Below are 22,751 nucleotides of genomic sequence, written 5' to 3'. Positions count from 1 at the left end.
TAACCTGCACTCATGACGGTCCAGCCCGAAGGGCTTCCCCTGGCCGCCGAGTTCCCGGATGCGACCCGCGAGCAGTGGCAGTGCCTCGTCGAAGGCGTGCTGCGCAAGTCGGGTGTGCAGGACGCGAGCGGCGTTCAGGCGGAGGAAGCGCTCACCACCAAGCTCCAGGACGGGCTCAGCGCCCGCCCGCTGTACACCGCCGAGGACGCGCCGGCCGACGCCGGCCTCCCCGGCTTCGCCCCGTACGTGCGGGGCGGCCGGCCGCACGGCTCCGCCGTGTCCGGCTGGGACGTACGGCAGCGCCACGCCGACCCGGACGCGGCACGCGCCAACGAGGCGGTCCTCGCCGACCTCGAGAACGGCGTCACCTCGCTCTGGCTGACCGTCGGCGACGGCGGCCTGCCGGTGGCCGCGCTGCCCGCCGTGCTGCAGGGCGTGTACCTCGACCTCGCTGCCGTCGTCCTCGACGCGGGCGCCGAATTCCGTCCCGCCGCCGAGCAGTTGTTCGCGCTGCTGGCCGAGCGCGCGGTGCCCGCCGACGTCGCCTCCGGCAACCTCGGCGCCGACCCGCTGGGCCTGCTCGCCCGCACCGGCGACGACTCCGCCACCACCGCGCAGCTCGCCGAGGCCGCCGACCTGGCCGCGCACTGCGGCCGCACCTACCCGAACGTCCGTGCCCTGGCCGTCGACGCCCTCGTCTTCCACGACGCCGGCGCCTCGGCCGCCCAGGAGCTCGGCTGCTCGCTGGCCGCCGGCGTCGCCTACCTGCGCGCGCTGACCGCCGCCGGGCTCACCGCCGAGGAGGCCGCCGGCCAGCTGGAGTTCCGCTACGCGGCCACCGAGGACCAGTTCCTCGGCATCGCCAAGTTCCGTGCCGCCCGGCGCCTGTGGGCCCGCGTCGCCGAGGTCTCCGGGGTGACCGGCCCGGCCGCCGCGCAGCGCCAGCACGCCGTCACCTCCTCGGTGATGATGACCGCCCGCGACCCGTGGGTGAACATGCTGCGCACCACCGTCGCCTGCCTGGCCGCCGGTGTCGGCGGCGCCGACGCCGTCACCGTGCAGCCCTTCGACGCCGAGGCCGGCCTGTCCGACGCCTTCGCCCGCCGGATCGCCCGCAACACCCAGGCGATCCTGCTGGAGGAGTCCAACCTGGCGAAGGTCGTCGACCCGGCCGGCGGCTCCTGGTACGTCGAGGCGCTCACCGACGAGCTCGCCCGGGCCGCCTGGGCCTTCTTCCAGGAGATCGAGCGGGCCGGCGGCCTGCGCGCGGCCCTCGCCTCCGGCCTGGTCGGCGAGCGGATCGCCGCGACCTGGGCGGAGCGCACCGCGAAGATCGCCAAGCGGCGCGAGCCGGTCACCGGCGTCAGCGAGTTCCCGAACCTGGGCGAGCAGCCGCTCGTCCGCGAGCCCGCGCCCGCCCGCCGCGGCGGCGGCCTGCCGCAGGTCCGCCGCGCCGAGGCGTACGAGGCGCTGCGCGACCGCTCGGACGCGCACCTGGCCGCCACCGGCGCCCGGCCGAAGCTGTTCCTGGCCTCGATCGGCACCGCCGCCGCGCACACCGCGCGCACCACCTTCGCCGCCAACCTCTTCCAGGCCGGCGGCATCGAGACCGCCTCCGTCGAGACCGCGATGACCGGTCCGGGCGACCCGGCCGCGCTGGCCGAGGCGTTCGCGGCGAGCGGCGCCACCGTCGCCTGCCTGTGCTCCGGCGACGCGCAGTACGCCGAGCACGGCGAGGCCGTCGCGAAGGCGCTGAAGACCGCGGGCGCCGCGAAGGTGCTGTTGGCCGGACGCCCCGGCGAGCTGCGCGAGGCGCTGGAGCGCGCCGGCGTGGACGCCTACGTGTTCGCCGGCTGCAACGCCGTCGAGGTCCTGACCTCCCTCCTGGACGAGATCGGAGTGGCCCGATGATCCCCGACTTCACCACCATCGGGCTGGGCTCCGGCACGCCCGCCGGCGACGGCGGCCAGTGGCGCGACGCCTGGCAGCGGGCGACCGGCAAGGACGTCGACGAGCAGGTCTGGGAGACCCCGGAGGGCATCGGCGTCAAGCCGCTGTACACCGCGGAGGACCTGGCCGGCCTGGACTTCCTCGGCACCTACCCGGGCGTGGCGCCGTTCCTGCGCGGCCCCTACCCGACCATGTACGTCAACCAGCCGTGGACGGTCCGCCAGTACGCGGGCTTCTCCACCGCCGAGGAGTCCAACGCCTTCTACCGCCGCAACCTCGCGGCCGGCCAGAAGGGCCTCTCGGTCGCCTTCGACCTGCCGACCCACCGCGGCTACGACAGCGACCACCCGCGGGTCACCGGCGACGTCGGCATGGCCGGCGTGGCCATCGACTCCATCTACGACATGCGCCAGCTCTTCGACGGCATCCCGCTGGACCGGATGTCGGTGTCGATGACCATGAACGGCGCGGTGCTGCCCGTGCTGGCGCTGTACATCGTGGCCGCCGAGGAGCAGGGGGTGCCGCCGGAGAAGTTGGCCGGGACCATCCAGAACGACATCCTCAAGGAGTTCATGGTCCGCAACACGTACATCTACCCGCCGCAGCCCTCGATGCGGATCATCTCGGACATCTTCGCGTACACCTCGCAGAAGATGCCGCGGTACAACTCGATCTCCATCTCGGGCTACCACATCCAGGAGGCCGGAGCCACGGCCGACCTGGAGCTGGCGTACACCCTCGCGGACGGTGTGGAGTACCTGCGGGCCGGCCTCGGCGCCGGACTGGACGTGGACGCCTTCGCGCCGCGGCTGTCGTTCTTCTGGGCGATCGGCATGAACTTCTTCATGGAGGTCGCCAAGCTGCGCGCGGCCCGGCTGCTGTGGGCCAAGCTGGTCAAGCAGTTCGACCCGCAGAACGCCAAGTCGCTGTCGCTGCGCACCCATTCGCAGACCTCCGGCTGGTCTCTCACCGCGCAGGACGTGTTCAACAACGTCACCCGCACCTGCGTGGAGGCGATGGCGGCGACCCAGGGCCACACCCAGTCGCTGCACACCAACGCCCTCGACGAGGCGCTCGCCCTGCCGACCGACTTCTCGGCCCGGATCGCCCGCAACACCCAGCTGATGCTGCAGCAGGAGTCCGGCACCTGCCGGGTCATCGACCCGTGGGGCGGCTCGGCGTACGTCGAGAAGCTCACCCACGACCTGGCCCGCCGCGCCTGGCAGCACATCCAGGAGGTCGAGGCGGCAGGCGGCATGGCCAAGGCGATCGACGCGGGCATCCCCAAGCTGCGCGTCGAGGAGGCCGCCGCCCGCACCCAGGCGCGGATCGACTCCGGCCGCCAGCCGGTGATCGGCGTCAACAAGTACCGGGTCGCCAACGACGAGCAGATCGACGTCCTCAAGGTCGACAACTCCTCGGTGCGCGCCCAGCAGATCGAGAAGCTCCGCCGGCTGCGCGCCGAGCGCGACGAGCAGGTCTGCCAGGACGCCCTGCACGCGCTCACCCGGGCCGCCGAGGCCGGCCCGCAGGGCGCCTCGCTGGACGGCAACCTGCTGGCGCTCGCGGTGAACGCCGCCCGCGCCAAGGCCACCGTCGGCGAGATCTCCGACGCGCTCGAGAAGGTGTACGGCCGGCACTCCGGGCAGATCCGTACCATCTCCGGTGTGTACCGAGACGAAGCAGGCCCCTCCACCTCGCTGCAGCGCACCCGCGACCTCGTCGAGCGCTTCGAGGAGGCCGAGGGCCGCCGCCCCCGCATCCTGGTCGCCAAGATGGGCCAGGACGGCCACGACCGCGGCCAGAAGGTGATCGCCACCGCCTTCGCCGACCTCGGCTTCACCGTCGACGTCGGCCCGCTGTTCCAGACCCCGGCGGAGGTCGCCCGGCAGGCCGTCGAGGCCGACGTGCACATCGTCGGCGTCTCCTCGCTGGCGGCCGGCCACCTCACCCTGGTGCCGGCGCTGAAGGCCGAACTCGCCGAGGCCGGACGCGAGGACATCACCATCGTGGTCGGCGGCGTGATCCCGCCGCAGGACATCCCGACGCTCCTGGAGATGGGCGCCGCCGCGGTCTTCCCGCCCGGCACCGTGATCCCGGACGCCGCCCACGACCTGCTCACCTCGCTCGCCGCCGACCTCGGCCACGAGCTGTGAGCCGCTGAGCCGTGGCCCGGACGATCGACCTCGACCAGTACCGGCAGGGTGTCCTGGACGGCTCGCGCGCCTGGATCGCGCGGGCCATCACCCTCGTCGAGTCCATCCGGCCCGACCACCGCGAGCTCGCCCAGCGGCTGCTGGTCGACCTGCTGCCGCACTCCGGCCGGGCCGTCCGGGTCGGCATCACCGGTGTCCCCGGTGTGGGCAAGTCGACCTTCATCGAGGCCCTCGGCACCATGCTCACCGGCATGGGGCACAAGGTCGCGGTGCTCGCCGTCGACCCGACGTCCAGCCGGACGGGCGGCTCCATCCTCGGCGACAAGACGCGGATGGAGAAGCTCTCCGTCGACCCGAACGCCTTCGTCCGGCCCTCCCCCACCTCCGGGACGCTCGGCGGCGTGGCCCGTGCCACCCGCGAGTCCATGGTGGTGATGGAGGCCGCCGGCTACGACGTCGTCCTGGTGGAGACGGTCGGCGTCGGGCAGTCGGAGACCACCGTGGCGGGCATGGTGGACTCCTTCCTGCTGCTCACCCTCGCGCGCACCGGCGACCAGCTCCAGGGCATCAAGAAGGGCGTCCTGGAGCTGGCCGACCTGGTCGCGGTCAACAAGGCGGACGGCCCGCACGAGCGGGACGCCAAGGCCGCCGCGCGCGAACTGGCCGGCGCCCTGCGGCTGCTCCAGCCGCCGGACGCCGCCTGGACACCGCCGGTGCTCACCTGCAGCGGCCTCGGCGGCCTCGGGCTGGACGTCCTCTGGGACCGCCTCCAGCAGCACCGCAGCCTGCTCGACGCCACCGGCGCCCTGGACGCCAAGCGGCGCGACCAGCAGGTCGACTGGACGTGGGCGATGGTCCACGACCAGCTGCTCGCCCGGCTCCGCGAGCACCCCGAGGTGCGGCGGCTCGTCCCCGTCGTGGAGGAGCAGGTCCGACAGGGCACCCTGACCGCCACCCTGGCCGCCCAGCGCATCCTGGACGGCTTCGGCACGGCGAACTGACCCCGCGGCAACGGCCGGTGGGAGCGCGGCACGCGCCCCGCCGGCCGTTGCCGTCCGGGGGCGCGCCGGCGGGGCGCACGGCACTCCGTTCGGGGCGGAACCACTCGAAGGGGGCACATCCGCGGCGTGTCCCCGGCACGTCCGGCTCCGGCTGCGCTGTCCTGGTCGGCACCGAGGGCGGCACACCGCCGCCGATCCGTCCGTTCCCGGAGGTTCCCCGATGTCCACGACCGCCGTCTTCAGTGTCGAAGGCATGAGCTGCGGCCACTGCGAGCGGACCGTCACCGCGGGCCTCGCCGCCCTGCCCGGCGTCACCGACGTCAACGCCCACGCCGCCACCGGCCGGGTCACCGTGGAGTCGGCCGGCGACCTCGACGAGTCCTTGGTGCGCAGCGCGGTCGGCGAGGCCGGCTTCACCCTCGTCGGCCGGGTCTGAGGCACGGCCCTACCGGCGTTCCCCGGCCGGCGTGTTCAGGCCGGCGTGTTCAGGCGGGCGTGTTCAGCGCATCGGGGGCCGGTTCCGGTCCGGCGGCGCGGCCGGGGAGCAGTGGCGTCAGCACCGCCGCCAGGCCGCACCAGGTCAGCAGGCCGAGACCGTTGGCCTTCAACACGCCGAGGCCGGCGGCCTCGACGTAGAACCCGGTCGCGACGGCCGCGTTCACCAGGGCCGCGCTGACCGCCATCTGTGCTTCGGCCTCGTGGCGGCCGAACACCCGGCCGAGGCCGCGGGCCAGCGGCTTCTGCAGCACCAGCAGGACGGGGCACATCGCCACCGTCATGATCAGGGCCACCCACCAGGCCGTCCGCGAGGAGAACAGCAGCAGGACGCCGGAGAACAGGGTGACCACCACCGCGGCGAAGAGCCCGCCGGTGCCCCGGTCGAGCTGCGGCGAGGGCTTGTCGATCCACAGCAGGGCGGCGACCACGAGGAAGGCACCGACCCCGGCCAGCGCGGCGGCCCACGGCGTCCAGGAGTCGAAGGCGGCCAGCTGAACGGCGACGGCCACGCTGCCCGCGAGGGCGCTGCGGAGCAGCGCGGAGGTCCGGGCGGTCATCGGCCGTCCCGGCTCGGCGGGCAGGCCGGCCGGGTCCCCGGTGGGCGGGATCCCGGCGGGCCGGGCGGGGTGCGGCGTCGCGGGTGCGTCCGTGTACGGGGTCGGGCCGGCGGTGGCGGCCGGTCCGGTGGTCGGGGCCACGGGTGCGTCGACCCGGCTCGGGGAGCCGTCGAGGGCCGTCGACGGGTGCGGCACCGCCGGGGACGGGCGCCCCGCGCCGCCGCCCGGACCGGCGGGAGCGGGTTGACCGACGGAAGCGGGCCGGGCGGCGAGCAGCGCGCCGATGATGTCGGCGACCTGCTCGGCGCTGCCGGGCCGCTGCGCCGGTTCCTTGGCCAGCAGCGCCAGGACCAGGGCGTCGACCTCGGCCGGGACCTCGGACCGCACTCCGCCGGGCGCCTCGGGCTGCCGGGTGAGGTGCTGGTGGAGGACGGCCAGGGGCGCGCCGGTGAACGGCGGACGGCCCGTCAGGAGGGTGTGCAGCAGGCAGCCGACGGCGTAGAGGTCCGCGGCCGGGCCGATGCCGCGGTCCCCGCGGGCCTGTTCGGGCGCCATGTAGGCGGCGGTGCCGATGGCGTGGCCGGTGCCGGTGAGCGAGAGGTCCTCGTACAGGTGCTTGACGATGCCGAAGTCGAGGATCTTGACCGTGCCGTCGGGCAGCAGCATGGCGTTGGCGGGCTTGATGTCGCGGTGGACGAGGCCGGCCCGGTGGGCGGCGGCCAGGCCCGTGCAGACCTGCCGCGTCCAGTCGAGGGCCAGGGCGACCGGTGGCAGCGGTCCCTCGGCGAGGACGTCCTCCAGGGCCCGGCCGTCGAGGTGCTCCATGACGAGGAAGGGCGCGCCGCCGTGCGCGGGCCCGGCCCGGCCGAAGTCGTGGACGGTGACGATGTGCGGGCTGCTGAGGTTGCCGGCGGCCCGGGCCTCGGCAGCGAACCGCTCGACGCCGGAGGTGCTGGTGTCGGCACCCGTGAGCAGCTTCACCGCGACGGGCCGGCCGACCCGTTCGTCGAAGGCCCGCCACACCTGGCCCATCCCGCCGGACCCCAGTACCGCCTCCAGCCGGTACCGGCCGTCCAGTTGCTCGCCCTGCATGCCCACCCCCGTCGTGCCCGGGGCGCGACTCGTACGGACACCCCCCACCGCCCCGGCACTCTACCGGGACGACCACCCCGCCCGGGCGTCGTCATCCGGCCCCGCGCTCCGGCGGGCGCACCGCAGGGGATGGAAGGATGACGGCATGTCGGACTCCGAGATCGCCGGGCGCCACGCCCGACTGCTCCGGTACGCACAGAGCCTGACCGCGCCCTCCGGCTGGAAGGTCGAAGTGTCCGGGGACGAGATCATCGTCATGGCCGGCCCGTCGGTGACCCACCAACGCAATCTCCTGGTCGTCCGCGAGCAGTTCGACGCCCACCGCCCGGCCGGGCTGATGCCGAGCGAGAACACCGACCTCGCCTCGCCGAACGTCGGCAAGCTGCGCAACCCGGACCTCACCTACATCCCGTTCTCCGTGGTGGAGCCGGGCGGCAGCGAGGTGCCCGCGGAGCTCGCCGAAATCGCGGTGGAGGTGGTCTCGCCCTCCAATCCCGAGAACGACCTGGTCGGCAAGGTCCGCGACTACCCGCTCATGCGGATCTCGCTGTACCTGCTGATCGATCCGCGCGAGGGCACGATCGTGCTGTTCTCGGAGCCGGACGACGGCGTCTACCACCGGCAGTGGCGTGGGAAGTTCGGCGACCCCGTGCCCGTTCCGGCGCCCTTCTCGTTCGAGCTGGCGACCGGTGAGCTGATCCGCTACGCCGTCTGAGCGGACGTCAGGGCGGGCCCGGCGGCCGCTTCGACGGCGCTCACCGGGACGGTCGCGGGGGTGGATCCGGGTGCCGGGCGGACCCGGACCGGGACGCCGTTGAGGACGGCGGTGCCGGAGAGCGGGTCGAGGGCGTCGGGGTCGGTGAGCCGGTTGACGTTGACGCCGGGATCGCCGGCGGCGGTGCGCAGCCGGGTGCCGGGCCGGTCGTGGCCCCAGCCGTGCGGCAGACTGACGACGCCGGGCATGACGTCCTCGGTGATCTCGACGGGGGCGGTGAGCTCGCCGGTGCGGCTGCTGACGAGGGCACTGCCGCCGTCGGCGAGCCCGAGGGCGGCGGCGTCCACGGGGTGGACGTGCAGGGTGCACCGGTTGCTGCCGCGGGTCAGTGCGGGCAGGTTGTGCAGCCAGCTGTTGTTGGAGCGCAGGTGGCGGCGGCCGACCAGGACGAGGCCGTCACGGCGCTCGGCGAGGGCGGCGCGCAGCCGGTCGAGGTCGGCGGCGAGCGGTGCGGGGCAGAGTTCGACGGTGCCGGAGGGGGTGCGCAGCACCTCGGGCAGCCGGGGTTCGAGCGGGCCGAGGTCGATGCCGTGCGGTGCGGCGAGCAGCCGGGCCAGGGTGAGGCCGTCCGGGTCGGCGCCGAAGCCGTCGCCGTAGGCGCCGAGGCGGAGCATCAGGTCGACCTGGCGTTCGCTGCCGCTGTCGCCGTGCAGGGCGGCGGCGAGTTCGGCCGGGTCGCGGCCGTGGACGGGCGAGGACGGGTCGGCGACGGCCTTGGCGAGGACGCCGGCGATCACCGTGTCGTCGAGGGCGTACGGGTTCGCGGCGGCCGCGGCGCCGTGGCCGGCGGCGATCATGGTGAGCCGGGAGAGGATGCGGCACTCGTCGAGTTCGCCGTCCTCCGGCGGGAGGGGTGCCGGGGACCAGCGGGCGGTGTTGCGGATCGCGAGGTCGCCGAAGGCCAGGTCGAAGTGCGGGGAGCGGCCGGGCGGCGGGGGCGGCAGGACGACGTGGGCGTGCCGGGTGGTCTCGTTGAGGTAGGGGTCGACGCTGACCATGAAGTCGAGGCCGGTGAGGGCCTCGTCGAGGCGGTGGCCGCCGGGAGTGGAGAGCACCGGGTTGCCGGCGACGGTGATCAGGGCGCGGACCTGCCCGTCGCCCGGGGTGGTGATCTCCTCGGCGAGGGTGACGGCGGGCAGTTCGCCCTTGATCTCGGGCAGGCCGCGGACCCGGCTGTGCCAGCGGCCGGTGGTGAAGCCTCGGCCCCGGCCGGTGCCGCGGCGGCGCCGGGCGGCGAGCGGGAACATCGCCCCGCCCGGGCGGTCGAGGTTGCCGGTGAGGGCGTTGAGGACGTCGACCAGCCAGCTGGCGAGGGTGCCGAACTCGACGGTGCTGGTGCCGATCCGGGCGTAGACGGCGGCGGTGGGTGCGGCGGCGAGTTCGCGGGCGAGGTCCTTGATCGACTCGGCGGGGATGCCGCAGGCGTCGGCGACGGCCTCGGGCGGGAAGGGCTCGACGAGCCGGCGGACGTCCTCGGCGCCGGTGAGGTGCGGGCCCGGTGCGGTGAGCTCCTCGGCGAAGAGGGTGTGCACCAGGGCGGCCAGCAGGTAGGCGTCGGTGCCGGGGCGGATCGGCAGGTGGCGGTCGGCGAGGGCGGCGGTGCGGGTGCGCCGCGGGTCGACGACGACGAGACGGCCGCCGCGCCGGCGCAGGGCCTTGAGTTTGCCGGGGAAGTCGGCGGCGGTGCACAGGCTGCCGTTGGACTCGACGGGGTTGGCGCCGAGCATCAGCAGGAGGTCGGTGCGGTCGAGGTCGGGGACGGGGATCGCCAGCGGGTCGCCGAAGAGCAGCCCGGAGGAGACGTGCTTGGGCATCTGGTCGACGGTGCTGGCGCTGTAGACCTGGGTGCTGCCGACGGCCTTGGCGAGGGCGCCGGCGTAGAGGCCGCCGGCCAGGGTGTGGACGTTGGGGTTGCCGAGGTAGGTGGCGACGGCCTGTCGGCCGTGCCGGTCGATGACGGAGGTGAGGCCGGCCTCGACGGCGGCGAAGGCCTCCTCCCAGTCGACCTCGCGGTGGCCGGTGACGGTGCGCAGCAGCGGGCGGCGGATCCGGTCGGGGTCGTTGTCGAGCTGGCCGAGGGCGGCGCCCTTGGGGCAGACGAACCCGCGGCTGAAGACGTCGGCCCGGTCGCCGCGGGCGGCGGTGATCCGGCCGGTGTCCAGGGTGAGTTCGAGTCCGCAGGTCGCCTCGCACAGCGGGCAGACGCGGTACGCCTTCTCGGTCATGCCGACTCCCATCGCCGCGGGTTCTCGCCACCGCTCCGCAGGTTTTAGCGGAACGATAAACCACATCGGGCCGCTTGTCTCCGGCCCCGGCGATTCCGGTGCCGCGCGCTCCCGGGTGGCTTTCAGCGTTCTGCTAGAAATCCGGGTGGCGTCGGCCTCAGGGGCGGGGCGGCCTGGACACCATGGCGTCCAGGCAGCGGGCCACCCGGCCGTCCAGTTCCTCCACCGGCACGTCGATCTCCCGGGCGAGGTGCTCGCGGAACAGCGCGTAGCCGTACACGGCGGAGGCGAGGGCCGCCTGCAGGGCGTCGGTGTCGTCGACGGGCAGTTCGCCGCGGGCGGCCTCGGCCTCCAGCAGCCGGTGCTCGTGGGCCCGGCCGGGCATCGGCCGGGGCCGCTCGTCGCCGTCCAGGACGAGCAGGGCCATCAGCCGGATCGGGCCGGGGCGGCGCAGCGCCGTCCAGAAGAACCGGGAGAGCCGCTTGCGGAGCGGGAGTTCCTCGGAGGCGGCGGCCGCCGCGTCCTGCACGCTCTCCTGGCCCTGCGACCACAGGGCGGAGCGCAGCAGGTCGCGGCGGGAGCCGAAGTACTGGTAGACGAGGCCGCGGTTGACGCCGGCCTCGTCCGCCACCTCGCGGAGGTTGAGTCCGGCGAGCACGCCCTGCTTCTGCAGCAGGTCCAGGGCCGCGCTGCGCAGGGCCTCCTCGGTCGCCGCCCGGTCGTGCGACGAGCGGGTGCGCTGCGGCGTCCGTGGGGTGCTCACCGGGGGCCTCCGCGGGTGGGTTCGGCGCCGCTGCCACCGGCGCGGCCTGCGACGACGACTCTACGGCCTCGGCCCGCCCTGCCGGCGGTGGGCGTCGATCGCCGGTGGGACACCAACGAACGGATCGGTTCGACGCCTCCCGCCTCGACGGCCTCCGCCAGGGCCCGGGTCTGACCGTCGATCATGTCGGGCAGGCGGGCGGCGGCGACCACGGCCGGGGCGGCCTCGAGCGCCGCCGGGTTCCTCTCGGGACGGGGGATGAGCTCGGTACCGCCGTGCGCGGGCCGACTCGCTGCAGCACTGCTCTCCTCGGACGTGCGGCCACTCGGTCGCGGACCACTCGCCGGTGCGGACGCCTCCGGGCCCGTCCCCGTGCGCGCCGACCGCCTCCACAGCGAAGGCCCCGCCGTCGGAACGGCGGGGCCTTCGGTCACTCCGGGGAGTGCGGGATGGTTCAGCCGAGGGCGGCGATGGCGTCGTTGAAGGTCTTCGACGGGCGCATCACGGCCGCGGCCTTGGTGGTGTCGGGCTGGTAGTAGCCGCCGATGTCGACCGCCGAGCCCTGGACGGCGATCAGCTCGTCGACGATCGTCTGCTCCTGCTCGGACAGCGCCTTCGCGAGACCGGCGAACGCCTGGGCGAGCTCGGCGTCGGCGGTCTGCTGCGCCAGCTCCTGGGCCCAGTACAGGGCCAGGTAGAAGTGGCTGCCGCGGTTGTCGATGCCACCGAGGCGGCGGCTCGGCGACTTGTCCTCGTTGAGGAAGGTGCCGGTGGCGCGGTCCAGGGTGTCGGCCAGCACCTGGGCGCGGGCGTTGCCGGTGGTGGTGGCGAGGTGCTCGAAGCTGACGGCCAGGGCGAGGAACTCGCCGAGGCTGTCCCAGCGCAGGTAGTTCTCCTTGACCAGCTGCTGGACGTGCTTCGGGGCGGAGCCGCCGGCGCCGGTCTCGAAGAGGCCGCCGCCGTTCATCAGCGGGACGACCGACAGCATCTTGGCGCTGGTGCCCAGCTCCAGGATCGGGAAGAGGTCGGTCAGGTAGTCGCGCAGCACGTTGCCGGTGACCGAGATGGTGTTCTCGCCGCGGCGGATGCGCTCCAGCGAGAACTTGGTCGCCTCGACCGGCGAGAGGATCTCGATCTGCAGGCCCTCGGTGTCGTGCTCCGGCAGGTACGCCTTCACCTTGGCGATCAGCTGGGCGTCGTGCGCGCGGCCCTCGTCCAGCCAGAAGACGGCCGGGTCGCCGGTGGCGCGGGCGCGGGTGACGGCGAGCTTGACCCAGTCGCGGATCGGGAGGTCCTTGGTCTGGCACATCCGGAAGATGTCGCCGGCGCCCACGACCTGCTCCAGCACGACGGCGCCGGAGGCGTCGACGACGCGCACGGTGCCGGTGGTGGCGATCTCGAAGGTCTTGTCGTGGCTGCCGTACTCCTCGGCCTTCTGCGCCATCAGGCCGACGTTCGGGACGGAGCCCATGGTCGCCGGGTCGAAGGCGCCGTGGGCGCGGCAGTCCTCGATGACGGCCTGGTACACGCCGGCGTAGCTGCTGTCCGGGAGGACGGCGAGGGTGTCGGCCTCCTGGCCGTCCGGACCCCACATGTGGCCGGAGGTGCGGATCATGGCCGGCATGGAGGCGTCGACGATGACGTCGCTCGGCACGTGCAGGTTGGTGATGCCGCGGTCGGAGTCGACCATCGCCAGCGCGGGGCCTGCGGCGATCTCGGCGTCGAAGGACGCCTTGATCTCGGCGCCGTTGGCGAGCGCCTCCAGGCCCTTGAAGATGCCGCCGAGGCCGTCGTTCGGGCTGAGGCCCGCGGCGGCGAGGTCGGCGCCGTAGGTGGCGAAGGTGTTCGGGAAGAACGCGCGCACGACGTGGCCGAAGACGATCGGGTCCGAGACCTTCATCATGGTGGCCTTGAGGTGCACCGAGAACAGCACGTCCTCGGCCTTGGCGCGGGCGACCTGGGCGGTCAGGAACTCGCGCAGGGCGGCGACGCGCATCACCGAGGCGTCGACGACCTCGCCGGCGAGCACCGGCACCTTCTCGCGGAGCACGGTGGTGGAGCCGTCGTCGCCGTGCAGCTCGATGCGGAGGTCGCCGGCCTCGGCGACGACCGCGGACTTCTCGGTGGAGCGGAAGTCGTCGACGCCCATGGTGGCGACGTTGGTCTTGGAGTCGGCGCTCCAGGCACCCATGCGGTGCGGGTGGGCCTTGGCGTAGTTCTTCACCGAGGCGGGGGCGCGGCGGTCCGAGTTGCCCTCGCGCAGGACGGGGTTGACCGCGCTGCCCTTGACCTTGTCGTAGCGGGCGCGGGTCTCGCGCTCCTCGTCGGTCTTCGGGTCGTCCGGGTAGTCCGGCAGGGCGTAGCCCTGGGCCTGCAGCTCGGCGATCGCGGCCTTGAGCTGCGGGATGGAGGCCGAGATGTTCGGCAGCTTGATGATGTTGGCGCCGGGGGTCTTGGCCAGCTCGCCGAGCTCGGCGAGGGCGTCGTCGATGCGCTGCCCCTCCTCGAGACGCTCCGGGAAGCTCGCGATGATGCGCCCGGCGAGGGAGATGTCGCGCGTCTCCACCTTGACGCCCGCCGTCGAGGCGTACGCCTGGACCACGGGCAGGAAGGAATACGTTGCCAGGGCCGGGGCCTCGTCAGTGTGCGTGTAGATGATGGTCGAGTCAGTCACCGGGTACTCCGCTTCACGTGTACAACGTCTCGACGTCAAGATATCTCGTCCGGGACCCTTTTCGACACCGCCCCCCGGATCGAGTTCTCCCGCGGCACCGGAGGCGGCCCGCCGCACGAGGAGTCCGCCGCCACCCTATGACCGTTCCGCGGCCACCGCGCCGCGGCCGCGCCGGGGCCCGGACACCGCCGCGGAGTCCACCCCTCCGGCGCCCGGCGGTGCCATCATCGGGTCATGACGGGATCACCGGACGCGATCGGGCACGGGGACGGCACCCGGCGGCGCTGGGCGGCACGCCTGGCCTTCGCCGCCGTGGGCGGCGCCATGGCGGTGCTGCTGATCGTCGGCGGCCTGAAGTCGCTGGGTCTGCTGATCGCCGGGCTCCTCGCGCTGGCGGTGGCCGTGGCGGGCCTCTGGTGGGCGCTCACCCACCGCGGCACCCGGCGCCTGCTGGCGATCGGCCTGGCCGTCGGCGCGGTGACCGCCGTCCTGGTCGGGTACGCGCTGGTCGACCTGCTCTGGGCCGTGCTGCTGGTGCTGGCGCTGTGGGCGGTCGCGGTGGCGGCCGGGAGGTCCGCCCTGTCCCGCGGCACCAGCAAGCCGGTCGAGCACCGCACGCCGGCGCCCGCCCGGCCGTTCCTGATCATGAACCCGCGCTCCGGCGGCGGCAAGGTCGAGCGGTTCGGGCTGGCCGAGCGGGCCCGGGCACTCGGCGCGGAGGTCGTCCTGCTCGACCCCGGGCACCACCAGGACGTCACCGAGCTGGCCCGGGCCGCGGTGGCCCGCGGGGCCGACCTGCTCGGGGTCGCCGGCGGCGACGGCACCCAGGCGCTGGTCGCGGGCGTCGCCGCCGAGCACGGCGTGCCCTTCCTGGTGATCTCCGCCGGGACGCGCAACCACTTCGCGATGGACCTCGGCCTCGACCGCACCGACCCGGGCACCTGCCTGGACGCCCTCACCGACGGCGTGGAGGTGCGCATCGACCTCGGCCTGATCGGCGACCGGGTCTTCGTCAACAACGCGTCCTTCGGCACCTACGCGGCCGTGGTGCAGAGCCCGGCCTACCGGGACGACAAGGTGCGCACCGTCCTCGACATGCTGCCCGACCTGCTGACCCACCAGAGCGGGCCCCGGCTGGTGCTGCGCGCCGGCGGCACCGCGGTGGACGCCCCGCAGGCCGTCCTGGTCAGCAACAACCCGTACGCGCCCGGCGACGCGGGCGGGCTGGGGCGGCGTCCGCGGCTGGACACCGGGGCGCTCGGGGTGCTCGGGGTCAAGGTCGACAACGCGGCCCAGGCGGTCGGCCTGCTGCGCGGCGGCAGTGCGACCGGGCTGACGGCGCTCGCCGCCCGCGAGGTGGTGGTCGACGCCGACGCCCCCGAGATCCCGGTCGGGGTGGACGGCGAGGCGCTCGTCCTGCCGACCCCGGTGGTCTGCCGGATCCGTCCGGCCGCGCTGCGGGTGCGGGTGCCGCGGCACCGGCCCGGCGTGCCGAGCGCGCGGCCGCCGCTGGACTGGCAGCGGCTGCGGGAGATCGCCTTCCCGCCGCGCGACTCCGCCGGCTGACGCCCCGGCTGCCCGCGGACCGCGCGGGGGCTCCCGCCCGGATCCCCGGTCCGGTGCCCGGGTTCAGTGCCCGAGGGCGGCCTTGGCCGCGACGATGATCAGGCCGAGCAGCAGGTTGGCCACGCCCTCGCCGACCGCCATCCGGCGGGACGCGCCGGCCCGGACGGCGCCGAGGGTCGCCCAGGTGACCTGCTGCGCCACCGCGACCGCGAGCGCGAGCCAGGCCGTTCCGGCGAGGTCGAGGCCGAGCAGCGGGCTGACCGCCACCGCCGCGGCCGGCAGCACGGCGGCCTCCACGATGGACCACTCGTGCCCGGCCACCCGCCGCAGCTCCCGGCGGTCGATGGCCTGGCCGACGATCCGCTCGCCGGCGACCTGTGCGTAGACGTGGGCCGCCCAGAAGACCACGCCGGTGACCAGCAGCAGTCCGATCAGCTGCAGCCGGGGGAACTCCCCGGCCGTACCGGCGGTCGCGACGACGGACGCGGCGAGCAGAGAGCCGTACACCGCACCGGCGTAGTCCGTCCGTCCGGCGTGGGGCCGTTCCTTGTGCACGGGCCGCCCGGTCGGGGCGGGAGTACTGGTCACCCGACCCAACATAGGGGCGCGAACCGGACATTCCGGGGAGCGACGCCGCCCTCCCGCCGGCCCGGATCGGTCCGGCGGGTGCGGTCAGGGGCCGGCGCCGCCCCGCTCGGCGCCGGTCCGGCGGGTCAGCTCGTCGAACCGAGAATCGCCAGTACGACGAGTCCGATGAGCGCCAGCGCCCAGGCCCACCAGGTGTCCTTCAGGTCCATGTGCATCCTCCCGGGAGTGTTGCGCCGATCAGAGCACTACTGTGACGGACGGTCAACACTTCTGACAGAGGGTCGCGTCCGATCACCGGAACAGACCGCCCCGGCGGCCGCTCAGCCGGCCGGGTTGACGAACTCCGGCTGGTCGAGGACGCGCAGCCAGCTCCCGTCGGGCTGGCGGCGCACCACCTGGGCGCGCGCCCCGGCGCCGTCCCGCGGCGGGGTCGAGGTGAGGGCGACGTCCCCGCTGACCAGGGTCGGCAGCGGCGCCTCCGGCTCGAAGTGCGGGCGGTTCGCCAACACCTTCTCCCAGAGTGCCCGGATCGCCTCCCGGCCAACCGTGAACGACCCCGGAGGATAGGCCAGCACGGCATCCTCCGTGTACAGCGCGGCGACCCCGGCGGCGTCGCCGGCGTTGGAGCGCTCGACGAACAGACGGGTGATGTCCTCGGGCCGCGCGGCCTTCTCGTAGCGCCCGTAGTCGGTCCGCTGCTGCTCGCTCTCCGGCATGACGCCCTCCCGGCGATCGATCCGTTCCTGGGTTCCGCGGCCGCCCTCCGGCCCGGTGCTTCCAGCCTCGCCCCGCGGTGATCAGAAGTCCAACAGCTGGATCTGATGGAAGCTAGAATCATCAGTCATGGAATTGCGGCAGCTGGAGTACTTCGTCGCGGTGGCGGAGGAGCAGAGTTTCACCCGGGCGGCGGAACGGGTGCACATCAGCCAGTCCGGGGTCAGCGCCCAGATCCGACAGCTGGAGCGGGCGCTCGGCGCGGAACTCTTCGACCGGTCGGCGCGGGCCGCGACGCTCACCGTGGCGGGCAAGGCGGCCCTCGACCACGCCCGCGCCACGCTGGCGTCGGCGGCGGCCGTCCGGCAGGCGGTGGGCGAGGTGACCGGCCTGATCCGGGGGCGGCTCACGGTGGGCATGGTCGTCGGCTGCACGGTCACCCCGCTGTTCGACGCGCTCGCCGCCTTCCACCGGGCCCACCCGGGGGTGGAGATCACGCTGCAGGAGGACAACTCGGAGCGGCTCGCCGACGCCGTGCGCAGCGGCACCGTAGACCTCGCCCTGGTCGGCACGGCGACCGCCGCGCCGGAGGGCCTGGAGGCCCTGACGATCGTCAGCGAACCGCTGGTCGCGGCCGTCCCCGCGGGCCACCCGCTGGCCGGGCGCGGCCGCCTCGCGCTGGCCGACCTGGCGGAGCACGCAGTGATCTGCATGCCGCGGGGCACCGGGATCCGCACGGTGCTGGACGGGGCGTCCGCCGCCGCCGGCGTCCGGCCGGCGATCGCGCTGGAGGCCGGGGCGGCGGACGCCGTGGCCGACCTGGCCGCGCGGGGCCTCGGGGTGGCCGTGCTCAGCGCCTCGATGGCCGCCGCGCACGCGGACCGGCTGACCGCCCTGGCGATCGAGGACGCCACCGAACCGGCCCTGCTCGCGCTGGTCTGGCGGCCCGCGCACGGCCCGGCCGTCCGCGAGGCCGTCCGCGCGTGCCGCCGGGCGTTCGCCGCGGGGCCGGCCTGACCCGCGCCCCTCGTGGTGCACCCGCGACCTTCGCGGACGCGCCCCGGGCCGGGTTCCCACGGATCGCCGGCCGATCACCGCGGGCACGGGGGCAGACAGCGCGCCCACCGCCGGGTACGATCCCGGACACCGTAGTTACCAGCCAGTAGCTTCCGGCCCGGTCCCGTACGGCTCGGTCCACCGCGGCTGCCCGAAGGAGATGCCATGCCCGCACTCGAGCGCATCGACGACGTCTTCGTCCTCGATCTCGGCGACACCGAGAACCGCTTCCACCCCGACTGGGTCGCCACCGTCGACGGCCTGCTGGACGAGGTGGAGAAGGCCGAGGGCCCGCGCGCCCTGGTGACCACGGCCACCGGCAAGTTCTACTCCAACGGCCTCGACCTGGACTGGCTGTTCGCCAACACCGACCGGGCGCTCGAGTACGTCTCCTCCGTCCAGGAACTGCTGGCCCGGATGCTGACCCTGCCCGTGGTCACCGTCGCCGCGCTGCAGGGGCACACCTTCGCGGCCGGGGCGATGTTCTCGCTGGCGCACGACTTCCGGGTGATGCGCGGCGACCGGGGCTACTGGTGCCTGCCCGAGGCCGAGATCAACATCCCCTTCACGGCCGGCATGTCGGCCCTGATCCAGGCCCGCCTCCACCCGGGGACGGCCCACGAGGCCATGGTCACCGCCCGCCGCTACGGCGGCCGCGACGCCCTCGCCGCCGGCATCGTCGACCGCACCGCCGACGAGGACTCCCTCCGCCGCACCGCCCTCGACCTCGCCGCCACCCACACCACCAAGGCCGGCCCCACCGTCGGCACCATCAAGACCCGGATGTACGGCCCCGCCCTGGCCGCCCTCCGCGAGAAGGACATCCCCCTCGGCTGAGCCGCCCCACCCGGCCGGAACGCGAAAACCGGTCGCGGCGACCGCGGACCGGCCGGGAAGCTCGACCCGTGCACCTGAAACCCGACGGGGTCACCCCGGTGCCGCGAGCGATGTTGATCAGCGAGTTCCTGCTCCGACCCGACTTCCGGGTCGCACCGGACCGGGCGGTGTTCGTCGCGGCGGGCGACCGGCTCGCCCACGAGGACGGCGACCTCGTGGTGACCCGTCCCTCCGGGGAGCAACGCAGGCATCCGGCCCGCGACAGCCACTGGATCTGCCGCTGAGGCACCGGGGGCGGCACACGGGCCCGTCCCGCTACTCGACCCGGAATCCGCCGTGGGCCGCGGCGCGGGTCAGGTAGTCGATCCACTCGTCCCAGCGGGGATGCTCCGCGAACGTCCCGGCCTTGGCCTCCTCGGGCTGTGCCGCGAGGGCGGCCAGGGCTGCACGGATCTCGGCGGGTGTCACGATCCAGCCGTCGTTCGTGCCACCGATCTTGTGGTCCGGGATGCCGGTCGGCGGCTCCGCATGCCACGCGGCCACGGCCCGGCAGGCGGCTTCGTAGGTGCGCATCGTCTCCGAGACCCGACCGTCCGCCGCACCGACGAAGTCGGCGGACGTCAGACCGAAGTCGGCCGACTTCGGCCACGCAGGCGGCTCGTGACCGTACGACAGCATTCCGAGGCGGTCCATGGCCCGCAACGCCGGCCCCATGCTCGACATGTCGAACCGGAACTCGGGATCCCCCGCACCCTCCGGCCGCTCGATCGTCATGTCCCAACCCACGTCCCACCCCCGCGTCCGACCTGCGCCTTTGCCGGCATCACCGCAGGGCACGCACCGCTGCCCGGCCCACCGGTTTCCCACCCCTCCGCCGCGGGGCCCGCAGCACCGGAAATCCGCTCGAAGAAGTCCGCCCGGCCCGACCCCGGAGGGCCCTTTCACGGCCCCTCGCGGGGGCGTGAACAGCAGCGGGCGGGCGCGGTGGGGTGCCGCCCCGTCCGGCCCCTCCGCGGGCCCGCCACGGGGCCTGCGCGGCCCCGCCGAACCAGCCGTGACCTGGCCTTTCTCCGCCCACGGGGGTAATCTGACGACCTGTCGGAAGGGGGCCGGATGGACCGGACCGTACGTACTGTCGATGACGTTCTCGCTCTCCTGGACGGGCTGTTCGCCAGCCGGGACGGCCGGTTGGCCACCGGGGACGGCGCGGGCTACTGGGACCGCTTCTACGCCGACCGGTCGAAGCCCGTCCCGTTCTTCGCGGACAAGCCGGACGAGAGCCTGGCCGCCCACGTCGACCGGGGGCTGATCGCTCCCGGCCGGGCCCTGGACCTCGGGTGCGGGCCGGGGCGCAACGCGGTGTTCCTGGCGTCCCGGGGGTTCGAGGTGGACGCGGTCGACCTCTCCCCCGCCGCCCTGGCGTGGGCCGGGGACCGGGCGCGGGAGGCCGGCGTCGAGGTCCGCCTCCTCCGCGGCGACGCCTTCCGGCTCGCCGGAACGGAAATGACCGGCCCGTACGAGCTGGTGGTGGACTCGGGGTGCTTCCACCACCTGCCGCCGCACCGCCGCGTCAGTTATCTGGCGCTCCTCGCCGGGGTGTTGGCGCCCGGCGGCCACCTCGCGCTGACCTGCTTCGCCGCCGGCGCGATGGGCTCGGAACTCTCCGACGCGGACCTCTACCGGGAGGGGCGGCTGGGCGGCGGCCTCGCGTACACCGAGGAGTCGCTGCGCCGGATCTTCGCGGACCTGACGGAGGTCGAGCTGCGCCGGATGAACGACGAACCGGCCGACTCGCCGCTGTTCGGCGAGGCCTTCCTGTGGACGGCGCTGTTCCGCCGCGACGCACCGGCGCACCCGGAGGGCCGGCCTCAGCCGGCGGCGGCGTCGAGGCGGGCGGCGATCGCGTCGAGGAGGAGTTCGAGCGCGGTGGGGTAGCCGCTGCGCCGCATCTCGACGGCGAGCAGGGGCGCGGTCGCCGCGATGTTGGGGTGCGTGTCGGCGGAGAGGGTGCCGTAGTTGGCGTGCCAGACGGCGAGGTCGGCGGCCTGGGCGGCCGCGGGGAGGGCGAGGGCGGCGGCGTCCAGGGCGGCGAAGCCGAGCGCCTGGTCGACGAAGGCGTGGTAGATCCGCACCGCCTCGCCGTCCGGGAGTCCGGCGGCGCGCAGCACGCCGAGGATCGCCTCGACCACCCGGACCTCGTGCTCGCGGCCGGTGGTGCGGTGGGCGGCGAGCACGGCGGCCTGCGGATGGGCCTGGTAGCAGGCGTGGATCCGGCGGCCGATCTCCCGCAGGTCGGCGCGCCAGTCCCCGGTGGCCCGGTATCCCTGCTGGGCGCGGCCGATCATCTCGTCGGTGAGGGCGAGCATCAGGGCGTCGGAGCTGTGGAAGTAGCGGTAGATCGCGCTGGGGTCGGCGCCGAGGGCGGCGCCGAGTTTGCGCACGGTGAGGGCCTGGGCGCCCTGCTGGTCGACGAGGTGCAGGGCCGTCTCCACGATCGCCCGCTCGGAGAGCACGGTGCCCTGGCGGGTGGGGCGCCTGCGCCGGCGGCGGTCTTCCGGTACCACGCGTTCGGTCATGGCCGGGGAGCTTATGACAACAGCATTGACGTGTGAAGTGCCCGGCCGGTTTCATTCCGGCCACCGGCACAGCGCCACCGGCCACCGGCTCTCCCGACCCTCCGGCGTCCTCCCTCCCCGCCGGTCACACCCCCACAGTTGAGGCGGTTCTCCCTTGGCATCACCGCTCAAGCCCCCCGGCCGCACCGCGGGCTCCCCCGCCGCGGCCGCCCCCCGCACGACGATGCGCAAGTCGGTCGGCATCGAGGGCGGCGTGGTCATCGCCGCTTCGACGACCGCGGCGACCACCAGCATCGGCATCGGCCTCGGCCTGATGGCGGGCGTGGTCGGCCTGCACCTGCCGGCGCTGATGCTGCTGGCCTTCCTGCCGGTGCTCGCCATCGCGGGCGGCTACGGCCGCCTCAACCGGGTCGAGCCGAACGCGGGCAACAGCTACAGCTGGATCGGCCGCACCCTCGACCCGTGGCTGGGCTTCCTCTCCGGCTGGGTCAACATCGTGGGCACGGTCGTCTTCCTGGCCTACACCACCGCCGTGACCGGCTCCGCGGTGCTGCAACTGCTCGGTCTCGCCGGGCTGCACCGGATCGGCGGCCTCGCCCTGGACCCGGACTCCACGCCGCAGACCACCGTCATCGGGCTGACCGTGCTCGCCGCGGCCACCGCCGTCGCCGTCCGCGGGCTGGACCTCTCCGCCCGGCTGCAGAAGTACCTGCTGGTCTTCGAGTACGCGGTGCTGCTGGTCTTCTGCGGCTACGGCCTGTTCGCCGGCGACCAGCCGTTCTCGCTCGACTGGTACAACCCGTTCACGATCCCCTCGCTCTCCGCGCTGGCCCAGGGCATGGTGCTCGCGGTGTTCTGCTACTGGGGCTTCGAGTCGGTGTTCAGCATCGGCGAGGAGGTCCGCGACCCGCGGGACGCCTCGCGCGGCGGCTTCATCGCGCTGACCGTCGTCATGCTGCTCTTCCTGCTCGCGGGAACGGCCTTCCAGCGGGTGCTGCCGCTCTCCGAGCTGGCCGACAACGGCGCCCGGGGGCTGACCTACTTCGGGGCGAAGCTCGCCGACCAGCCGCTGGCCGCACTGCCGCTGGTGGCGCTGCTGTTCTCCGCCGCGGCCTCGCTGCAGGCCGGCATCATCCCCACCGCCCGCGGCATGTTCGCGATGGGCCGCGACGGCACCCTCGGCCCGGTGTGGACGCGGCTGCACCCCCGGCACGGCACCCCGGCCGTCGGCACCGTGCTGATCGCCGCGGTCGCGACCGTCCTCGCCGTGCTCTCGACCGCCATCCCCACCGTCAGCGACCTGATCTCGGCCGCGGTCAACGCCAGCGGCATCCTGGTCGCCCTGTACTACGCGCTCACCGCGCTCGCCGCCGCGGTGCGCTTCCGCGGCCTGCTGCGCACCGCGCCGTGGGAGGGGCTGCGGGCGGTGGTGGCGCCGCTGCTGGGCGCGGTCGTGCTGCTCGCCGTCGGCGGCCACCTGGTGTGGACCTTCTGGTCCTCCGCCGACCACCTCGAAATCGGCGCCGACAACGGCTGGTTCCAGCTGCTGGTGCCCGGGCTGATGGTCGGCACCGGCCTGCTGGCGGCCGCGTGGGCGCGCTGGGTGCGCCGCTCCCCGTACTTCGACCGCCGCTCGCCGGACCCCGCCGCCGAGCCGGTCCTCGAACCGACCGTCTGATCCCGGTCCGGGCCTGCCCGCCGCGGGCCCGGACCGCAACACCCC

General features: G+C 74.3%; 19 protein-coding genes. 11 read left to right on the top strand and 8 right to left on the bottom strand.

The annotated features are described in order from the left end of the window. Positions 1–12: 12 nt before the first annotated feature. The 4 genes from mutA to AB0O09_RS12250 all read left to right on the top strand — a co-directional run bounded on the left by mutA (position 13) and on the right by AB0O09_RS12250 (position 5,543). Positions 13–1,911, top strand: coding sequence for a methylmalonyl-CoA mutase small subunit (gene mutA, locus AB0O09_RS12265; RefSeq protein WP_363541523.1), 1,899 nt, complete (start codon positions 13–15; stop codon positions 1,909–1,911). Continuing rightward, complete coding sequence (gene scpA, locus AB0O09_RS12260) at positions 1,908–4,106, top strand: methylmalonyl-CoA mutase (protein ID WP_363541522.1); 2,199 nt, start codon at positions 1,908–1,910, stop codon at positions 4,104–4,106. Before mutA ends, scpA begins: the two co-directional genes overlap by 4 nt. 11 nt (positions 4,107–4,117) lie before the next feature. Further along, a complete protein-coding gene (gene meaB, locus AB0O09_RS12255; protein ID WP_363541521.1) occupies positions 4,118–5,107 on the top strand; it encodes a methylmalonyl Co-A mutase-associated GTPase MeaB in 990 nt (329 codons plus the stop codon). A gap of 220 nt (positions 5,108–5,327) precedes the next feature. After that, complete coding sequence (locus AB0O09_RS12250; protein ID WP_363541520.1) at positions 5,328–5,543, top strand: heavy-metal-associated domain-containing protein; 216 nt, start codon at positions 5,328–5,330, stop codon at positions 5,541–5,543. Positions 5,544–5,592: 49 nt separating this feature from the next. On the opposite strand, the gene AB0O09_RS12245 is transcribed toward AB0O09_RS12250, so the two are convergent. Beyond that, on the bottom strand, positions 5,593–7,254 hold the full coding sequence (locus AB0O09_RS12245; protein ID WP_363541519.1) for a protein kinase: 1,662 nt from the start codon (positions 7,252–7,254) through the stop codon (positions 5,593–5,595). A gap of 145 nt (positions 7,255–7,399) precedes the next feature. On the opposite strand from AB0O09_RS12245, the gene AB0O09_RS12240 reads away from it, so the two are divergent. Next, on the top strand, positions 7,400–7,969 hold the full coding sequence (locus tag AB0O09_RS12240; protein WP_363541518.1) for a Uma2 family endonuclease: 570 nt from the start codon (positions 7,400–7,402) through the stop codon (positions 7,967–7,969). Here the strand turns inward: AB0O09_RS12240 and AB0O09_RS12235 are convergent. The 3 genes from AB0O09_RS12235 to AB0O09_RS12225 all read right to left on the bottom strand — a co-directional run bounded on the left by AB0O09_RS12235 (position 7,957) and on the right by AB0O09_RS12225 (position 13,691). Then, entirely contained in the window at positions 7,957–10,254 is a 2,298-nt protein-coding gene (locus AB0O09_RS12235; RefSeq protein WP_363541517.1) for a molybdopterin oxidoreductase family protein, read from the bottom strand. The genes AB0O09_RS12240 and AB0O09_RS12235 overlap by 13 nt on opposite strands. A 157-nt stretch (positions 10,255–10,411) precedes the next feature. Then, positions 10,412–11,017, bottom strand: a complete 606-nt coding sequence (locus AB0O09_RS12230) for a TetR/AcrR family transcriptional regulator (protein ID WP_363541516.1) — start codon at positions 11,015–11,017, stop codon at positions 10,412–10,414. A 454-nt stretch (positions 11,018–11,471) separates the two neighbouring features. Continuing rightward, positions 11,472–13,691: an NADP-dependent isocitrate dehydrogenase gene (locus AB0O09_RS12225; RefSeq protein WP_363541515.1), complete on the bottom strand. Its 2,220-nt coding sequence runs from the start codon at positions 13,689–13,691 to the stop codon at positions 11,472–11,474. Between the two features lie 234 nt (positions 13,692–13,925). Between AB0O09_RS12225 and AB0O09_RS12220 the strand changes: the two genes are divergently transcribed. Beyond that, positions 13,926–15,257, top strand: a complete 1,332-nt coding sequence (locus tag AB0O09_RS12220) for a diacylglycerol kinase family protein (RefSeq protein ID WP_363541514.1) — start codon at positions 13,926–13,928, stop codon at positions 15,255–15,257. Positions 15,258–15,320: 63 nt separating this feature from the next. Here AB0O09_RS12220 and AB0O09_RS12215 read toward each other — a convergent pair whose 3' ends face one another. Both AB0O09_RS12215 and AB0O09_RS12210 read right to left on the bottom strand, forming a co-directional pair. After that, on the bottom strand, positions 15,321–15,854 hold the full coding sequence (locus AB0O09_RS12215; protein WP_363541619.1) for a hypothetical protein: 534 nt from the start codon (positions 15,852–15,854) through the stop codon (positions 15,321–15,323). A gap of 311 nt (positions 15,855–16,165) precedes the next feature. Beyond that, the gene (locus AB0O09_RS12210; protein WP_363541513.1) at positions 16,166–16,561 is read right to left on the bottom strand and encodes an SgcJ/EcaC family oxidoreductase; all 396 of its coding nucleotides are present in this window, start codon (positions 16,559–16,561) and stop codon (positions 16,166–16,168) included. A gap of 127 nt (positions 16,562–16,688) precedes the next feature. Here AB0O09_RS12210 and AB0O09_RS12205 point away from each other — a divergent pair, with 127 nt between their 5' ends. The 3 genes from AB0O09_RS12205 to AB0O09_RS12195 all read left to right on the top strand — a co-directional run bounded on the left by AB0O09_RS12205 (position 16,689) and on the right by AB0O09_RS12195 (position 18,736). Continuing rightward, complete coding sequence (locus AB0O09_RS12205) at positions 16,689–17,576, top strand: LysR family transcriptional regulator (RefSeq protein WP_363541512.1); 888 nt, start codon at positions 16,689–16,691, stop codon at positions 17,574–17,576. 204 nt (positions 17,577–17,780) lie between these two features. Then, a complete protein-coding gene (locus AB0O09_RS12200; protein ID WP_363541511.1) occupies positions 17,781–18,452 on the top strand; it encodes an enoyl-CoA hydratase-related protein in 672 nt (223 codons plus the stop codon). Positions 18,453–18,520: 68 nt separating this feature from the next. Further along, positions 18,521–18,736: a hypothetical protein gene (locus tag AB0O09_RS12195; RefSeq protein ID WP_363541510.1), complete on the top strand. Its 216-nt coding sequence runs from the start codon at positions 18,521–18,523 to the stop codon at positions 18,734–18,736. Between the two features lie 31 nt (positions 18,737–18,767). On the opposite strand, the gene AB0O09_RS12190 is transcribed toward AB0O09_RS12195, so the two are convergent. Continuing rightward, the gene (locus tag AB0O09_RS12190; protein WP_363541508.1) at positions 18,768–19,226 is read right to left on the bottom strand and encodes a hypothetical protein; all 459 of its coding nucleotides are present in this window, start codon (positions 19,224–19,226) and stop codon (positions 18,768–18,770) included. Between the two features lie 339 nt (positions 19,227–19,565). On the opposite strand from AB0O09_RS12190, the gene AB0O09_RS12185 reads away from it, so the two are divergent. Next, positions 19,566–20,387, top strand: a complete 822-nt coding sequence (locus AB0O09_RS12185) for a class I SAM-dependent methyltransferase (RefSeq protein ID WP_363541507.1) — start codon at positions 19,566–19,568, stop codon at positions 20,385–20,387. Here the strand turns inward: AB0O09_RS12185 and AB0O09_RS12180 are convergent. Then, on the bottom strand, positions 20,321–21,028 hold the full coding sequence (locus tag AB0O09_RS12180; protein WP_363541506.1) for a TetR/AcrR family transcriptional regulator: 708 nt from the start codon (positions 21,026–21,028) through the stop codon (positions 20,321–20,323). The two genes, AB0O09_RS12185 and AB0O09_RS12180, sit on opposite strands and share 67 nt — an antisense overlap. Positions 21,029–21,251: 223 nt before the next feature. On the opposite strand from AB0O09_RS12180, the gene AB0O09_RS12175 reads away from it, so the two are divergent. Beyond that, complete coding sequence (locus AB0O09_RS12175) at positions 21,252–22,706, top strand: APC family permease (protein WP_363541618.1); 1,455 nt, start codon at positions 21,252–21,254, stop codon at positions 22,704–22,706. Positions 22,707–22,751: the final 45 nt, after the last annotated feature.

This window comes from Kitasatospora sp. NPDC093679 (assembly GCF_040683455.1).
Lineage (GTDB): Bacteria > Actinomycetota > Actinomycetes > Streptomycetales > Streptomycetaceae > Kitasatospora > Kitasatospora arboriphila.
The sequence above is the reverse complement of the archived record's forward strand: the minus strand, read 5'-3'. Positions and strand labels throughout refer to the sequence as shown.

What these genes read in the sequence shown, in the direction of transcription:
- AB0O09_RS12185 (WP_363541507.1), top strand. Translation starts at nt 19,566, where the DNA reads ATGGACCGGACCGTACGTACTGTCGATGACGTTCTCGCTCTCCTGGAC.
- AB0O09_RS12235 (WP_363541517.1), bottom strand. Translation starts at nt 10,254, where the DNA reads ATGACCGAGAAGGCGTACCGCGTCTGCCCGCTGTGCGAGGCGACCTGC.
- AB0O09_RS12240 (WP_363541518.1), top strand. Translation starts at nt 7,400, where the DNA reads ATGTCGGACTCCGAGATCGCCGGGCGCCACGCCCGACTGCTCCGGTAC.
- AB0O09_RS12250 (WP_363541520.1), top strand. Translation starts at nt 5,328, where the DNA reads ATGTCCACGACCGCCGTCTTCAGTGTCGAAGGCATGAGCTGCGGCCAC.
- AB0O09_RS12245 (WP_363541519.1), bottom strand. Translation starts at nt 7,254, where the DNA reads ATGCAGGGCGAGCAACTGGACGGCCGGTACCGGCTGGAGGCGGTACTG.
- scpA (WP_363541522.1), top strand. Translation starts at nt 1,908, where the DNA reads ATGATCCCCGACTTCACCACCATCGGGCTGGGCTCCGGCACGCCCGCC.
- AB0O09_RS12200 (WP_363541511.1), top strand. Translation starts at nt 17,781, where the DNA reads ATGCCCGCACTCGAGCGCATCGACGACGTCTTCGTCCTCGATCTCGGC.
- mutA (WP_363541523.1), top strand. Translation starts at nt 13, where the DNA reads ATGACGGTCCAGCCCGAAGGGCTTCCCCTGGCCGCCGAGTTCCCGGAT.
- AB0O09_RS12175 (WP_363541618.1), top strand. Translation starts at nt 21,252, where the DNA reads ATGCGCAAGTCGGTCGGCATCGAGGGCGGCGTGGTCATCGCCGCTTCG.
- AB0O09_RS12205 (WP_363541512.1), top strand. Translation starts at nt 16,689, where the DNA reads ATGGAATTGCGGCAGCTGGAGTACTTCGTCGCGGTGGCGGAGGAGCAG.
- AB0O09_RS12180 (WP_363541506.1), bottom strand. Translation starts at nt 21,028, where the DNA reads ATGACCGAACGCGTGGTACCGGAAGACCGCCGCCGGCGCAGGCGCCCC.
- AB0O09_RS12210 (WP_363541513.1), bottom strand. Translation starts at nt 16,561, where the DNA reads ATGCCGGAGAGCGAGCAGCAGCGGACCGACTACGGGCGCTACGAGAAG.
- AB0O09_RS12190 (WP_363541508.1), bottom strand. Translation starts at nt 19,226, where the DNA reads ATGACGATCGAGCGGCCGGAGGGTGCGGGGGATCCCGAGTTCCGGTTC.
- AB0O09_RS12220 (WP_363541514.1), top strand. Translation starts at nt 13,926, where the DNA reads ATGACGGGATCACCGGACGCGATCGGGCACGGGGACGGCACCCGGCGG.